At 60.8% G+C, this 14,291-nt stretch carries 15 protein-coding genes; 13 read left to right on the top strand and 2 right to left on the bottom strand.

Annotated features, from left to right (window positions below):
* Positions 1-22 precede the first annotated feature (22 nt).
* From gmk to QQL64_RS14305, 6 genes are all read left to right on the top strand, one after another.
* Positions 23-649: a guanylate kinase gene (gene gmk / locus QQL64_RS14330; protein ID WP_284400888.1), complete on the top strand. Its 627-nt coding sequence runs from the start codon at positions 23-25 to the stop codon at positions 647-649.
* An 84-nt stretch (positions 650-733) separates the two neighbouring features.
* The gene (locus tag QQL64_RS14325; RefSeq protein WP_284400887.1) at positions 734-1,570 is read left to right on the top strand and encodes an ABC transporter ATP-binding protein; all 837 of its coding nucleotides are present in this window, start codon (positions 734-736) and stop codon (positions 1,568-1,570) included.
* A complete protein-coding gene (gene mlaE / locus QQL64_RS14320) occupies positions 1,567-2,340 on the top strand; it encodes a lipid asymmetry maintenance ABC transporter permease subunit MlaE (protein WP_284400886.1) in 774 nt (257 codons plus the stop codon). Before QQL64_RS14325 ends, mlaE begins: the two co-directional genes overlap by 4 nt.
* Before the next feature lie 37 nt (positions 2,341-2,377).
* Positions 2,378-3,250: an outer membrane lipid asymmetry maintenance protein MlaD gene (gene mlaD, locus QQL64_RS14315; RefSeq protein ID WP_284400885.1), complete on the top strand. Its 873-nt coding sequence runs from the start codon at positions 2,378-2,380 to the stop codon at positions 3,248-3,250.
* Positions 3,251-3,276: 26 nt separating this feature from the next.
* Positions 3,277-3,960: an MlaC/ttg2D family ABC transporter substrate-binding protein gene (locus tag QQL64_RS14310; RefSeq protein WP_284400883.1), complete on the top strand. Its 684-nt coding sequence runs from the start codon at positions 3,277-3,279 to the stop codon at positions 3,958-3,960.
* Positions 3,947-4,261: an STAS domain-containing protein gene (locus QQL64_RS14305; protein WP_284400882.1), complete on the top strand. Its 315-nt coding sequence runs from the start codon at positions 3,947-3,949 to the stop codon at positions 4,259-4,261. The genes QQL64_RS14310 and QQL64_RS14305 overlap by 14 nt, the downstream gene beginning before the upstream one ends.
* Positions 4,262-4,336: 75 nt before the next feature.
* On the opposite strand, the gene QQL64_RS14300 is transcribed toward QQL64_RS14305, so the two are convergent.
* Positions 4,337-5,191: an MlaA family lipoprotein gene (locus QQL64_RS14300; RefSeq protein WP_284400880.1), complete on the bottom strand. Its 855-nt coding sequence runs from the start codon at positions 5,189-5,191 to the stop codon at positions 4,337-4,339.
* Positions 5,192-5,389: 198 nt separating this feature from the next.
* Between QQL64_RS14300 and rpoZ the strand changes: the two genes are divergently transcribed.
* The 7 genes from rpoZ to QQL64_RS14265 all read left to right on the top strand — a co-directional run bounded on the left by rpoZ (position 5,390) and on the right by QQL64_RS14265 (position 13,498).
* Positions 5,390-5,680, top strand: coding sequence for a DNA-directed RNA polymerase subunit omega (gene rpoZ, locus QQL64_RS14295; RefSeq protein WP_284400878.1), 291 nt, complete (start codon positions 5,390-5,392; stop codon positions 5,678-5,680).
* A gap of 142 nt (positions 5,681-5,822) precedes the next feature.
* Positions 5,823-7,985, top strand: a complete 2,163-nt coding sequence (locus QQL64_RS14290) for a RelA/SpoT family protein (protein ID WP_284400876.1) — start codon at positions 5,823-5,825, stop codon at positions 7,983-7,985.
* An 81-nt stretch (positions 7,986-8,066) separates the two neighbouring features.
* Positions 8,067-8,450: a RidA family protein gene (locus QQL64_RS14285; protein ID WP_284400875.1), complete on the top strand. Its 384-nt coding sequence runs from the start codon at positions 8,067-8,069 to the stop codon at positions 8,448-8,450.
* A gap of 80 nt (positions 8,451-8,530) precedes the next feature.
* Positions 8,531-10,645: an ATP-dependent DNA helicase RecG gene (gene recG / locus QQL64_RS14280; RefSeq protein ID WP_284400874.1), complete on the top strand. Its 2,115-nt coding sequence runs from the start codon at positions 8,531-8,533 to the stop codon at positions 10,643-10,645.
* Between the two features lie 54 nt (positions 10,646-10,699).
* Complete coding sequence (locus QQL64_RS14275; RefSeq protein WP_284400873.1) at positions 10,700-11,632, top strand: nucleoside hydrolase; 933 nt, start codon at positions 10,700-10,702, stop codon at positions 11,630-11,632.
* Between the two features lie 86 nt (positions 11,633-11,718).
* The gene (locus QQL64_RS14270) at positions 11,719-11,964 is read left to right on the top strand and encodes a type B 50S ribosomal protein L31 (protein ID WP_284400871.1); all 246 of its coding nucleotides are present in this window, start codon (positions 11,719-11,721) and stop codon (positions 11,962-11,964) included.
* A 238-nt stretch (positions 11,965-12,202) separates the two neighbouring features.
* The gene (locus tag QQL64_RS14265) at positions 12,203-13,498 is read left to right on the top strand and encodes a citrate synthase (protein WP_284400869.1); all 1,296 of its coding nucleotides are present in this window, start codon (positions 12,203-12,205) and stop codon (positions 13,496-13,498) included.
* Between the two features lie 74 nt (positions 13,499-13,572).
* Here QQL64_RS14265 and QQL64_RS14260 read toward each other — a convergent pair whose 3' ends face one another.
* Complete coding sequence (locus QQL64_RS14260) at positions 13,573-14,250, bottom strand: hypothetical protein (RefSeq protein ID WP_284400867.1); 678 nt, start codon at positions 14,248-14,250, stop codon at positions 13,573-13,575.
* Positions 14,251-14,291 lie beyond the last annotated feature (41 nt).

The following is a 14,291-nucleotide window of genomic DNA, read 5'->3' as shown; positions in this document are numbered from 1 at the left end:
GGGGGCGACGGAGCTTTGCGACATGACTGATACGAGCGGCACGCTCTTCATCGTTGCCGCGCCATCCGGTGCAGGTAAGTCCACACTGGTCAACGCGCTGCTCGAACGCGAGCCGGGCATCTCGTTGTCGGTATCGCATACCACGCGGCCGCCGCGGCCGGGCGAGCAATACGGACGGCACTACTATTTCGTCGAACGCACGGAATTCGAGCGCGAGGTAGCCGAGGGCGTCTTTCTCGAACACGCTGAAGTGCACGGCAATTTCTACGGCACGTCGCGCAAGACCGTGCAGCATCTCTTGCAGCAGAGCCGCGACGTATTGCTGGAAATCGACTGGCAGGGCGCCGCCCAGATCCGCAAGGCCAAGCCTGATTGCGTCAGCGTGTTTATCCTGCCGCCGTCGCGGGTTGAGCTGGAGCGTCGCCTGCGTGGACGCGGGTCTGATAGCGACGAGGTCATCGAGCGCCGTCTGCGCAATTCGCGTGGCGAGATCGCCCACGCCCACGAGTTCGACTATGTCATCGTCAATGACCGCTTCGAGGAGGCGCTGGATGGCCTTCAGGCGATCGTGCGGGCGGTGCGCCAGCGCAGCGACCTGCAGTGCCAGCGGCACGAGGCTCTAATAAAGGAACTGTTGGCGGAAGCCTGAGTCCGTACGATTACTGTACTGATCAGCATAGCATTACACGCCCACTTCAGCTAACTTGAACACTTTCCCCCTACCTAGTTGCCCATGACCGATCCCGTCCACGCCAAGCCCGACGATCGCACCCTGGTGCGCATCCGTGGCCTCACCACGGTGCTCAACGGCAAGACCGTGTTCGATAAGCTGGATATGGATATCCCGCGCGGCAAGGTGACGGCCATCATGGGCCCCAGCGGGACCGGTAAAACGACGCTGCTGAAGCACATTACCGGGCAGATGCGCGGCAAGGTGGGCGAAGTGAAGGTCGATGGGCTGAATGTGCCGGAGCTGGCGCGCGATCAGCTGTTCGAGTTGCGCGAACGTATCGGATACCTGTTCCAGAACTCCGCACTGCTGACCGATTTCGACGTATTCGAAAATGTGGCTTTCCCGTTGCGCCAGCATACGAAGCTGCCGGAAGTGCTGATTCGCAATATCGTGCTGACCAAGTTGCAAGCCGTGGGTCTGCGTGGCGCCGCATCGCTGATGCCCAGCGAGCTGTCCGGCGGTATGGCGCGGCGTGTCGCACTGGCGCGTGCGATCGTGTTCGATCCGATGCTGATTCTGTACGACGAACCGTTCGTGGGCCTGGATCCGATTGCACTCAATCAGGTGCTCAAGCTGATCCGCACGCTCAATGAAACGCTGTGCATCACCAGTGTGCTGGTGGCGCATGAGCTGGATGCGATCAAACAGGTCGCCGACCATATCTACTTGATCGCTAACGGCAAAGTCGTGGCTCAGGGCGACCCCAAGACGATCGCCGACGACGGCTCACCGTGGACCCGCCAGTTCTTCGGCGGCGACGCGGATGGTCCGGTGCCCTTTCAATATCCGGCCGATGATTACGCAGAGGCCCTCGGTTTCAAGCAAGGTGCTGCATGAGCGCGCAAGTCGGCCGCGAAAATGTCGTCCTACAGTCGCTTGCCCAGATCGGCGCCTGCGGCCTGTTCCTGCTGCGAATTCTCGCTTCCATTCCGCGCAGCATGCGCCACGCGGGCGAGACCGTGCGCCAGTTGTGGTTCGTCGGCGCGATGAGCCTGATCATCATCATGACCTGCGGCCTGTTCGTAGGCCTGGTGCTGGGCTTGCAGCTTTACTACGTGCTGGCCATTTTCGGCGGTACCTCGGCCAGTGGCTCGGTGGTCGCGTTGGCGATCTACCGCGAACTGGGGCCGGTAGTGACCGGTTTGCTATTCGCGGGACGTGCCGGCACCTCGATAACGGCCGAAATCGGCCTGATGCGAGCGACCGATCAGATCGCCGCGATGGAGATGATGGCGGTCGATCCGATCGCTTACGTCGCCGCGCCGCGCTTCCTGGCCGGCCTGATCGCGATGCCGCTGCTGTGCTGCGTGTTCTGCGCCATGGGCATCTTCGGTGGCCACCTGGTGGGCGTGAGCTGGCTGGGCGTGGACAACGGCACGTTCTGGTCGAACATGACCGCCAACGTGGATATGTGGAAGGACGTGATCAACAGTGTGATCTGGAAGAGCGCCGCGTTCGGCGCGGTGATTTCGCTGATCGCCGTGTTCCAGGGCTACACCACCGCACCGACCAGCGAAGGCGTGGCGTATGCCACGACGCGCACCGTGGTGGCCTCGTCGATCGCGATTCTCGCGCTGGACTTCGTACTCACCGCCTTCTTGATGTGACCGATATGACTAACTGCTTCTATCCAAGGACTTCGCCGTGAGCCAGAGAAAATCCTATGCCGTCGGCACCGGCCTGTTTATTGTGCTGGGCTTCGCCGCACTGGCTTATCTCGCCACTCAGACCACCTCGATCGCCAACAGCCATCAGGGCGCTAGCTACTCAGTCGATGCACAGTTCGCCAACATCGGTCAGCTGAAAGAGCGCGCACCGGTGAAGGTCGCGGGTGTGCGTGTGGGGCAGGTGCAATCGATCACGCTGGAGCCGGGCAAGGATGTGGCGGACGTGACGCTGTCCATCGATAAGAAATTCGCACAGATTCCGGTGGATTCGGTGGCGACTATCTACACCAGTGGCTTGCTTGGCGACCAGTACGTGGGCATCCAGTTCGGCAACGCCAAAACGTACGTCGCCGAAGGTGGTCACTTTGGTCTGACCAAGTCCACCCAGCCGCTGGAAGACATGCTCGGCAAGTTCCTCGGCGGCGGCAGCGCGGCCGATGCCATCGGCGGTACCTACTCGGTTAAGGCGAACTTCACCAATGTGGGCACGCTAAGCGTGGGTGCTCCCGTGAAGATGGCGGGCGTGGCGATCGGCAGCGTGGCTTCCGTGAAGGCCGATCCGGTCAAGTTGGATGCACTGGTCACCATGGACATCGACAAGAAGTACGACCAGATTCCCGACGATTCGGCCGCCGCGATATTCACCAGTGGTTTGATTGGCGGCCAGTATGTTGCGATCCAGCCCGGCGGCTCGCCGAATTCGCTCAAGGAAGGCGACCAGTTGGTCCTGACGCAGTCGGCGATGCAGCTGGAAGATCTGATCGGCAAGTTCCTGGTCAACGGTTCGTCCAGCAACAGTAGCAACGCTGGCAGTAACGGTTCATCCAATACCCCTGCCGGCAAGCACTAAAGCTGGCTCAATCCGAGGAGTTTCACATGTTGCGTCACCTGGCTATTGCCACCGCCATCGCCCTGGGCAGCGTCGTGATCGCCGCGCCGGCCTTCGCGCAGGCTTCATCGAGCGCGCAGGCGTCCAACGCGGCGACGCCGCAGGACGTGGTGGCCCAAATCACCCACGATCTCGACACGCAGATCGCCGACCACAAAGCCGAGCTGCAGAACAACAAGCCGAAGCTGGTCGCACTGATCAACCAGATCTTCCTGCCGCATTTCGACACGGACTGGGCGTCGATCCTGGTGTTGGGCATGAATGCGCGCACAGCGAGTCCTGAGCAGCGTTCGCGCTTCGCCAAGGCGTTCTACAACTCGCTGACCAACCGCTATGCAGAAGGCTTGCTCAGCTATACCAAGGGCACGGTGAAGGTGCTGCCGTTCACCGGCGATCTCAACGACAAGTACACCGTCGTGCGGACGCAAGTGAGTACCAGCGACAACAAGACCATTTCGGTCAACTATGTCTTCCACAAAACCGGCGATGGCCAGTGGAAGGCGTATGACGTGATCATCGAAGGCATTTCCTACATCACCAACTACCGCAACCAGGTCGATGCGCAGATCAAGAAGGAAGGTCTCGACAAGTTGACCCAGGACCTGGAAACCCAGGGCGATCAGGCGCTGAAGGCGATGGAACAGGACAACAAGGCCAATGGCGCCAAGTAATTCCGCCAACGCCGGCTTCCGGGTCGCTGCCGATACGCCGGACACGGTATCCGTGTCCGGCGCGTTGAATTTCGACAATGCGGCACATGCGCTGATTGCCTTGCGAACGGCATTCGAGCGCGGCGATCGTCACACGCTGGATCTGTCTGCGGTGACCAGCTGCGATAGTGCCGGACTCGCCTGCGTGCTGGCTGCGCTTTCTGAGGCGGACTGTCATGGCCATCGCGTCGCGACGCGGCACATGCCCGATGGCATGCGTAGTCTTGCGCAGGTCTGCGGTGTAGAACCTTTGTTGCAGTAAGCCTGTAAGTCTCATCGAAGAGCAATAAAAAAACGGGGCCATTGGCCCCGTTTTTTATGGGTTCGATCGGCAGCGTTATTCGTTGCTGGTGGGCTTGCCCGAATTGTTCTGCTGTTTCTGCTTTTGCTCCCATTGCTGCTGCTCCTTGAGCAACTCGTCGGGGTCAAAGTTCTTCTGATTGTTCGAACCCTGCTGAAGCTGCAGCATCACGTCGGCGGGCGGATTGCCGTCGTAGAGCTTGTTGATGCGTGTCTGGCGCCAGGCATCGCGCACGAATGCGTAAGGATCGTAGGCCGATTTCAGGTAGCTATCGGCATCAAGCAGCTGGGCACGCATCTGGATGAAATAAACCACTTCGGGAATGTAGTACTGGCCGTAGTGGAAACGGTGATTGCGTTCGAAATAGCTGATCGGATCGAATAGGTAACCATCGACGGGAAACTGCCAGACGTCGCGCATGGTCGATGGGCCAAGCAGCGGGATCATCAGGAAATCGCCTTCCGGCACCCCCCAGCGGGCCAGGGTGATACCGAAATCGGTTTCCTTGAGCGGAATCTGCATGCTCGTGGCCGGATCGAAGAAGCCGGCAAGGCCCACCGTCATGTTGATCAGGAAGCGACCGGTATCCGTGATCGCATCGCTCGGCCGCGCCTGCAGCATGTTGTTGGCGATGCTGATCGGCAGCTTGATATTGGTGAAGAAGTTGCTGACCGAGGTCTGCACCGGCTTCGGGGTGATCTTGGTGTAGCCCACCGCGACCGGACGCAGTACAGCCTTGTCCAGCGCCATGTTGAAGGCGTAGCTCTTGCGGTTGAATTTCTCCAGCGGGTCGTCGGTACGCGGCTTGGCGATGGCGCAGCCGGCCAGCAGGGTGACGGCAACCAGGGGGAGGAGACGGCTCAGTACGGCGAGGCGGGGCAGGGAGGGCATCGACTGGAAATCCGCTCTAAAAGGGGGAGGTGTTACAAAATTGTACTTGCTGGTTTTATATTGTGCATGACTGGCGAGGGCTTTTCGAGCTGGCGCGCGGCAGCCTGACATGATAAGAGTCAATCGCATTGCCAGCCAAGTGGCTGTTCGATAAACTGTAAGGCCGCATAAGTTATTTATTGCTCAAGGATTTCCCCCATGGCCCGTATTACCGTGGAAGACTGCCTAGAAGTCGTCGACAACCGTTTCGAACTGGTACTCATGGCGACCAAGCGCGCCCGCCAGCTCGCCAACGGTGCCGAACCGGCGGTCAATCCCGACAACGACAAGCCGACCGTGCTGGCGCTGCGCGAGATCGCAGACCGCCGCATCGATCAGGCCACCATCGACGAGATCGACCGCTCCGAGCGCGAGCGCGCCGAACGTGAAGCCCTGGAATGGGCTGCGCAGGAAGTCGATGACGACCTGTCCAAGGGCGGGGATGATTGATGGACGGCGGCGGCTGTCGACAGTGCAGTCGTCGCACCGGTAGCACCGGGCAAGCAGGCCGCGCTCAGCGTCCCGGCTTGTCCCCATCGTCCCAGTCCCACCCACTCAGCGAGGCGACTGCCTGAAGGGGCGTCGTGAATCCATGCCCGCGGCTACGCATCCCTCCCCTGAGGATACGTCTGCACTGCCGCCTTACGTGCTGGCGCTGAAAGAGCGCATTGCCTATCTCCCGGAGCAACACGTAGCGCGTGTGCTGCGCGCTTACCAAGTGGGCGCGGTGGCGCACGAAGGGCAGCTGCGCAAGAGCGGCGAGCCGTACATCACCCATCCGATTGCCGTGGCCGGCATCCTGGCCGAGTTCGGTATGGATGCGGAAACGATCATCGCGGCGATTCTGCACGACACGCTGGAAGACACCGCGCTGAGCCGCACCGCCCTGGCCGGTGAGTTCGGCGAACCCGTGGCCGAGCTGGTCGACGGTGTCACCAAGCTGGACAAGATGCGCTTCAGTAGCCGTCAGGAAGCGGATGCCGAAAGCTTCCGCAAAATGCTGCTGGCGATGGCGCGCGATTTGCGCGTGATCCTGATCAAGCTCGCCGACCGTCTGCACAACATGCGCACGCTGGGGGCCAAGGACGCCGAATCGCGCCGCCGCATCGCGAGCGAGACGCTGGAAATCTATGCGCCGATTGCGCAGCGTTTGGGCATGAACAAGATCAAGGCGGAGTTGCAGGATCTTGGCTTCCGTGCACTCTATCCCGACCGTTACCGCGTCATCAGCGAACGCATCCGCGCCGCACTCGGCAATCGCCGCGAAGCGATGGGTCGCATCGAGGGTTCGCTTTCCGCGCGCTTGATTGAAGAGCGCATTCCGGTGCGCGTGGTCGGACGCATCAAGTCGCCGTGGAGCATCTATTCGAAGATGCGAAGCGAGCACAAAAGTTTTGCGCAGCTGATGGATGTATACGGTTTTCGCGTGGTAACCGATAGCGCGATGAGCTGTTACATGGCGTTGGGTGTGGTGCATGCGTTGTACAAGCCGGTCGATCGTCGCTTCAAAGACTTTATCGCCATTCCCAAGGCCAACGGTTATCAGTCTCTGCATACCGTGCTGCTGGGGCCCTTTGGCGCGCCGATCGAAGTGCAGGTTCGCACCGAAGAGATGGATTCGGTCGCGGAGCGCGGTGTGGCGGCGCACTGGGCCTACAAGACCGACAGCGGCCCTGCCAACAGCGCGCAAGCGCGTGCGCGCGAGTGGCTTTCCGCGCTAGCCGACAGTCAGGCAAACACGCCCTCCGCGGCGGAGTTCATCGAGAACGTCAAGATCGACCTGTTTCCCGATGAAACCTATCTGTTCACCCCGCGCGGCGACATTCTCTCGCTGCCGCGCAATGCCACCGCGCTCGACTTCGCGTATGCGGTGCATACCGACGTGGGCGATCACGCCGTGGCGGCACGCGTCGACAAGAAACTGTTGCCCTTGCGCACGCGGCTCGAGTCGGGCCAGTTGGTGGAGATCATCACCGCGCCATCGGCCGTGCCGAATCCGGCGTGGCTGGAGTTTGTGGTTACCGGCAAGGCGCGCACGGCGATCCGGCAATACCTGAAACATTTGCAACACGAGGATGCGGTGGATTTCGGCCACCGCATGCTAGACCGCGCACTCGATGCATTGGGCACCAATCTCGACGCCATCCAGCCGGCCGTACTGGAGCGGTTCCTGCACAAATCCAAGCTCAAGCGCCTGGAAGAATTGCTCGCGGAAATCGCGCTGGGCAATCGCATGCCCGATCAGGTCGCCAGCCAGCTGGTTGCTTCGCGCGGCACGACGGCACGTGGTGCTCCCGCCCAGCATGTGGCCGAAAACATCCGCATTACGGGCGCCGAGCGCGGTGTGCTTAGTTTCGCCAACTGCTGCCATCCGCTGCCGGGTGACCAGATCATTGGTTACCTCTCGCCGGGTAAAGGCATCGTGGTGCATCGCACCGAATGCCCCAATGTCGCCGAACTGCGCAAATCGCCGGAACGTTGCGTGGCCATCGAATGGGATCGCGACGTGCAGGGTGATTATCGTGCCGAATTGCGCATCGAAGTCATCAACCGTCCGGGTGTGCTTGCTACGGTGGCGGCGGCGATCGCCGCGGCGGATTCCAATATCGAGAATGTGGAATATGTCGAACGTGACATGGCCGCGGCCACGCTGTTGTTCACTATTGAAGTGAAGAACCGCAAGCATCTGGCCGAAGTGATTCGGCGCGTGCGGCGCACCGGCGTGGTGAGCGGGGCGTATCGATATCCGCTGTGACAGCGGCGTGGTCGCGCGCCCGTTACGCATATCACCTCACCCGCTTTAAACTTCCGCTTTCCCTCGCACGGATCAATCCCTATGACCCGCACCATCATCGCCACCGACAAGGCTCCCGCCGCCATTGGTCCGTACTCCCAAGCCGTGCGCGCCGGTAACACCGTGTACTTTTCGGGGCAGATTCCGCTCGACCCCGCTACCGGCGTGTTGGTCGAAGGCGATATCAGCGCGCAAACCCGCCGCGTGTTCGACAATCTGGTGGCAGTGGCCGAAGCCGCCGGTGGTTCGCTCGCACAGATTGTGCGCGTAGGCATTTACGTGACCGATCTGGCGAACTTCGCCGCGGTCAACGCGGTGATGGGCGAATACTTTAAGCAACCGTATCCGGCGCGCTCCACGATCGAAGTTTCCGGCTTGCCCAAAGGCGCGCAGGTCGAAGTCGATGCCGTGATGGTGTTGGACTGATCGAATGATGCGGAGGCTGCCGACAGTTCCCGTCGGCAGTCAGTCCCCCGACATGAGCAGGCTCGGTTAGTCTTGCATCGATGGCCGCTTTCAGACCTCAGCCGATATCCGATACGACAGCCGACCCGGGTAGCTTGCCTGTGGCGACACTCAGCGGCGTCGGGCCTGCTTTGGTCGAAGCGCTGGCTCGCCTCGGGCTCCATCGGGTGCAGGATCTGTGGTTTCACCTGCCGCTGCGTTACGAAGATCGCACGCGCATCACGCCGTTGGCGGATTTGCGCCCGGGCATGCGGGTGCAAGTGGTGGGTACGGTCGAAGCCGTCGACAAGGCTTATCGTTATCGTCCGCAACTAAAAGTGGCGATCGGCGATGGCGTCATGGAAACGTTATTGCTGCGCTTCTTTCACTTCAATCGTGCCCAGGCGGAGCAATTGCGAGCCGGTGTCCGCCTGCTTTGCTACGGTGAGGTGCGCCAGGGGGCGGCCAGTCTGGAAATGGTGCACCCCCAGTATCAGCGCCTGACAGAGAACGCGGAAGTCGTTGTGGATGATCGCCTTAGCCCGGTCTATCCCACAACTGAGGGGCTGGGGCAAAAAAGATTGGCGGGCGTCATTGCCAAGGCCTTGCAGCTGTTGCCGGCCGAAACACAGCTTGAACTGATTCCGCCGTCTCTGTGCGCCGAATATGGACTTACATCGCTGCGCGAAGCGCTGCTGTATGTGCATCGTCCGCCTCCCGATGCGCAGATCGATCAGCTGACACAGGGGAGACATCCCGCGCAGCAACGTCTGGCATTCGAAGAATTGCTCACCCAGCATATGAGTCTGAAGCGATTGCGCGCAGCGGTACGCGAGCGGCGCGCCCCCGTGCTTGGCGGTAACGGCAGATTGCGGAAAAGCTGGCTGGAAAACTTACCGTTTCAACTTACCGCTGCCCAGCAACGTGTCACGAAAGAAGTAGCCGCCGATACGGCACAACCGAGCCCGATGCTTCGTTTGGTGCAGGGCGATGTCGGTTCCGGCAAGACGGCTGTGGCGTGTGCTGCGGCGTTAGCTGCAGTGGAGGCCGGCTATCAGGTGGCATTGATGGCGCCTACGGAATTGCTGGCCGAACAGCATCTGCGCAATTTCAAGCACTGGCTGGAACCGCTGGACATTGCAGTCGAGTGGCTGGCAGGGAAGCAGCAAGGCAAGGCGCGTTTGCAGGCGATGCGTCGCGTTGCGGGGGGCTCGCCGGTGGTGATCGGCACGCATGCCCTGATGCAGGAAGGTGTCGAGTTCGCGCGTCTTGGACTGGTCATCGTCGATGAGCAACATCGATTCGGTGTGCAGCAACGCCTGGCATTGCGCGATAAGGGCTTGGAGGGCGAGCTGGTGCCACATCAGTTGGTGCTCACGGCGACACCGATTCCGCGCACGCTTGCGATGAGCGCCTATGCCGATCTGGATATCTCTGCCATTGATGAGCTGCCGCCTGGCCGCACACCGGTACAAACCATCGCCATTTCCAATGCACGACGCGTAGAGGTTATCGAGCGGATTCACGCGGCTTGCATGGAAGGACGTCAGGTGTACTGGGTTTGTACCCTCATCGAGGAATCCGAGCAGTTGCGGGCACAGGCGGCCGAGGCGGCGCATGCGGAACTCACCCATGCACTTGTCGATTGCCGTGTCGGCCTGATTCACGGCCGCATGAAGCCAAAAGAAAAACAGGCCGTGATGGATGCGTTCAAGGCGGGCGAGTTGGCCGTGCTTGTCGCCACTACGGTGATTGAAGTGGGCGTGGATGTGCCGAATGCCAGCTTGATGGTGATCGAAAATAGCGAGCGTCTGGGACTGGCCCAATTGCATCAATTGCGCGGACGCGTAGGGCGCGGTGCGGTGGCTTCCAACTGCGTGTTGCTCTATCAACCGCCGCTGGGGCAACTTGCGCGCGAGCGATTACAGGTGATGCGCGAAACCAACGACGGCTTTCGCATCGCCGAAAAAGATCTGGAGTTGCGCGGGCCCGGTGAAGTACTCGGAACTCGCCAAACGGGTCAATTGAGTTTTCGCATCGCCGACCTCGCGCGCGATGCGCATTTGCTGCCTGCCGTGCAGCGCGTCGGCGAACAGATGCTGACGCAGTATGCGGAGCAGGCGGGGCAACTGATCGAGCGGTGGATCGGCGGCGCAGCACGCTATGCGCACGCGTGAGAAGCAGGCAAAGATGGAAGTTGCTGGCTTCTGTTGCCCATCTAAGGAAATGCCATGAGTAAACCGCAACTGCTGATCGACACCGACCCCGGCGTAGACGATGCCCTGGCGATTCTCATGGCGCATGCGCATGCCGATGTGCTTGGTTTGAGTGTCGCCGCCGGCAATGTCGGTCTTGCGCATACCGTGCGCAATGCGCGCACGTTGGTGGATCTGACAGGTGCCTCGACGCCTGTCTTCGCCGGCTGTCCGACACCACTGGTGCGTTTGCCGGAGGAAGATGCAGCGTTCGTGCATGGTCGAGACGGTTTGGGCGACGTAGGATTTCCTGAGCCTCAGGCTCCGGTGGCAGGCGAGCATGCTGCTCTCGCTCTGCTGCGGTTGACCCGCGAGCGTCCGGGTGAACTAACTGTCGTGGCGCTGGCGCCGTTGACCAATCTGGCGTTGGCGCTAAGGCTCGATCCGACGCTGCCGCAGCGCGTGAAGCGGTTGGTCGTGATGGGTGGCGCCGTAACCGGTCATGGCAATACCGGGCGTGTACCGGCGGAGTTCAACGTCGGTTTCGATCCGGAAGCGGCGCATATCGTGTTCGACGGTTTCCCAGACTTTGATCTCGTCGATTGGGAGCTGACATTGCGGCACAGCTTCGATGAGGCCGAATTCGATCGGTGGCTGGCCGTGGGCGATCGGCGCGCCGCGTTTTTCGGGCGTGTGTTTCAGGTGGCGCGTGAGACCAATCGTCAGCGTGGACGTCGTGGAATCATTGCGGCCGACGCACTGGCCATGGCGGTGGCGATCGATCCGTCCGTGATCCTGCGCAGCGAGCGTCGCCACGTCGGAGTGGAGCTGGATGGCCGCCTCACCCGCGGAGCAACGGTCGTGGACTGGGGTAATCGGCTAAAGTTGCCGGCCCGGGCCAATGTCGTGCTGGAGCTGGATCAGCCGCGGTTCGAAGCCATGGTGCGCAAGGCACTCGGGGCTCAATAATAGGCAGCAGAGCGGTACGTCAGTTGACTAAACCCTTGGGTGCTCAATATAATGCCGCTCTTTTCACCCACCGCTTTGAGTCCGTCATGAAGCCCGATATCCATCCGAGTTACCGCCAGGTGGTGTTCCAGGACCTGTCGTCCGACTTCGCGTTTCTGACGCGTTCGACGATTGCGACCAAGGAAACCGTCAAGTGGGAAGACGGCAACGAGTACCCGCTGATCAAGGTGGATATCTCCAGCCATTCGCATCCTTTCTACACCGGCAAGCAGAAGACCCTCGACGTGGGCGGTCGCGTGGACAAGTTCCGCCGCCGTTACGCGCAGAAGTAATCGTTCTGCTTACCTGCCGTTATAGGCAGATCCGTCATTGAATACAGGGTAGGCCCAGCGCCTGCCCTGTATTTTTTTGTGCGTCGATCATCAGACCGTGCGCCCTCGGATGTTATAGGACGATGTGCGATAATGGACGGGATGCATTGCCGCTTCCCCACGGTGATGCGCCTTTCCCCCTGCCGGCTGGTGCCGTTCCGCGGTCGCCTCGGCGGCGACCCATGCGTAGGAGGTTTCCGTGTCCGATTCCAAATCCGTCAAGCTGGTAGATGAGTCCAACGGCCGTAGCAGCGAGCTCCCGTTGCTGACCGGCACGATTGGCCCTGCTTGCATCGACATTGCCCCGCTCTACAAGGACACCGGGCACTTCACCTACGATCCGGGCTACGGCAGCACTGCCAGCACCAAGAGCGCCATCACCTATATCGACGGCGATCTGGGCGTGCTGATGTACCGCGGTTATCCGATCGAGCAGTTGGCCGAGAAGTCCAGCTTCCTCGAAGTGGCTTACCTCCTGCTCAACGGCGAGCTGCCGAACAAGACCCAGTTCGCCGGCTTCGAAAATGACATCACGCATCACACGATGATGCATGAGTCGCAAAGGAATTTTTTCCAGGGCTTCCATCACGATGCGCACCCGATGGCCATGCTGGCCGCGTCGGTGGCTTCGCTGTCGGCCTTCTATCACGAGTCGCTGGATGTCGATAACCCCGCCGACCGTAAGCTCGCGGCAATCCGCCTGATTGCCAAAATGCCGACCATCGCGGCGGCCTGCTATCGCTACTCGATCGGCTGGCCGTTCCGTTATCCGCGCAACAATCTCGAGTACGTCAATCGCTTCCTGCACATGATGTTCGAAGTGCCGAGCGAGCCGCTGGAAATGAGCCCGGTGGCGGCGAAGGCGTTGGATCTGCTGTTTATCCTGCATGCCGACCACGAGCAGAACGCATCTACGTCCACGGTACGTCTGGTGGGTTCTACGGGCGCCAATCCCTACGCATCGATTGCTGCGGGCATCACCGCATTGTGGGGTCCTGCGCACGGTGGCGCCAACGAGGCGGTGCTGAAGATGCTTGAAGAGATCGGCACGCCGGATAAGGTAGAAACCGCCGTCAAGCGCGCCAAAGACAAGAACGACAACTTCCGTCTGATGGGCTTCGGCCATCGCGTGTACAAGAACTTCGATCCGCGCGCCAAGATCATTCGCGAGATGTGCCACAAAGTGCTGGCCGAGCTGGGCGTCAACGATCCGTTGCTCGATGTGGCCATGAAGCTGGAAGAGGCAGCGCTGAAGGACGATTACTTCGTCGAGCGCAAGCTATACCCGAATGTCGACTTCTACTCCGGCATCATTTACAAGGCGCTTGGTATTCCTACCGAAATGTTCACGGTGATGTTCGCCATCGCGCGCACCGCTGGTTGGATCGCGCACTGGATCGAGCAGCATGAAACACCTGGCTCGCGCATTGGTCGTCCGCGTCAGTTGTACGTGGGCTCCGATAAGCGTGACTACTTAGGCATTGATAAGCGCTGATCGCAGGCGCGCCCGTGTTCGTGCAAAAACGCCCGGCATTGGCCGGGCGTTTTTCTTTTGGAACGATGTGACGGCTAGCGCAACGCAGCTGTCACCTTGCGTTCGAACTCTTCCTGCTCGTTATCTTCTTCTGCGAGCATGATCTCGATCGATGCCAGCGAAGCGCGTCGCATCGGCTTCTCGTCGATGCGATTGAGCGGCGCCTGTCGCAGAGCGTTGTGCGGAAGCACAGTCAAGTCGAACGGAAGATTGTCGGCTGCGAATAACAACACCGGGTATTCGACTTGTTCGTCACGACTGACACGCAGGCGACGGGTTTGCGTTTCGAACGGCACGCCGTGTTCACGCAGATAGATGCCGATGGCTTCGGGATCGTCGCTAAAAACATGCAAGCAGACTGCGGAATGTGAATCCGCGGTGCCGTCCAGCACGGTGCCGACCAGTCGCGGTTCGAAGCGTTGTAAGAAGCGCATCGCCTCAACGGCTGCCTCGCGCCTCGCTCGTAACAACTGCGGCTGACTGTCTGCCTGGAACAGGCGCTGGTGTTCGCGCAGCGCCTCTTCGATCTCATGATTGCGTGGGAGCGCCTGCTCGTCGAGCACGCCCAGTCGTTCGGCGGCCTTGCGTTTGGCGTGGTGGAAGTCGCGGATACCGTGTTCGCTCATCAGCCGCGCCGCCTCCTGGGCGACGCGAAGCCGGTTGCGCTGCACACGGTCGTGTGCGTGGATGCGATGGTGCTCGCCTCGTGCCATGCCCCGGCCCTCCAATTGCAGCGTCCGGGGCAAGACTACCG

Origin of the sequence: Dyella lipolytica (assembly GCF_030160075.1) — a bacterium.
Lineage (GTDB): Bacteria > Pseudomonadota > Gammaproteobacteria > Xanthomonadales > Rhodanobacteraceae > Dyella_B > Dyella_B lipolytica.
This window is presented reverse-complemented; position numbering and strand designations above follow the sequence as displayed.

Bases quoted from the DNA above. Each gene is read 5' to 3' on its own strand.
- rpoZ (WP_284400878.1), top strand. From the start codon at position 5,390: ATGGCCCGTATTACCGTGGAAGACTGCCTAGAAGTCGTCGACAACCGT.
- QQL64_RS14275 (WP_284400873.1), top strand. From the start codon at position 10,700: ATGAGTAAACCGCAACTGCTGATCGACACCGACCCCGGCGTAGACGAT.
- QQL64_RS14290 (WP_284400876.1), top strand. From the start codon at position 5,823: ATGCCCGCGGCTACGCATCCCTCCCCTGAGGATACGTCTGCACTGCCG.
- QQL64_RS14305 (WP_284400882.1), top strand. From the start codon at position 3,947: ATGGCGCCAAGTAATTCCGCCAACGCCGGCTTCCGGGTCGCTGCCGAT.
- QQL64_RS14285 (WP_284400875.1), top strand. From the start codon at position 8,067: ATGACCCGCACCATCATCGCCACCGACAAGGCTCCCGCCGCCATTGGT.
- QQL64_RS14310 (WP_284400883.1), top strand. From the start codon at position 3,277: ATGTTGCGTCACCTGGCTATTGCCACCGCCATCGCCCTGGGCAGCGTC.
- QQL64_RS14270 (WP_284400871.1), top strand. From the start codon at position 11,719: ATGAAGCCCGATATCCATCCGAGTTACCGCCAGGTGGTGTTCCAGGAC.
- QQL64_RS14260 (WP_284400867.1), bottom strand. From the start codon at position 14,250: ATGGCACGAGGCGAGCACCATCGCATCCACGCACACGACCGTGTGCAG.
- QQL64_RS14300 (WP_284400880.1), bottom strand. From the start codon at position 5,191: ATGCCCTCCCTGCCCCGCCTCGCCGTACTGAGCCGTCTCCTCCCCCTG.
- gmk (WP_284400888.1), top strand. From the start codon at position 23: ATGACTGATACGAGCGGCACGCTCTTCATCGTTGCCGCGCCATCCGGT.
- mlaE (WP_284400886.1), top strand. From the start codon at position 1,567: ATGAGCGCGCAAGTCGGCCGCGAAAATGTCGTCCTACAGTCGCTTGCC.
- recG (WP_284400874.1), top strand. From the start codon at position 8,531: ATGGCCGCTTTCAGACCTCAGCCGATATCCGATACGACAGCCGACCCG.
- QQL64_RS14325 (WP_284400887.1), top strand. From the start codon at position 734: ATGACCGATCCCGTCCACGCCAAGCCCGACGATCGCACCCTGGTGCGC.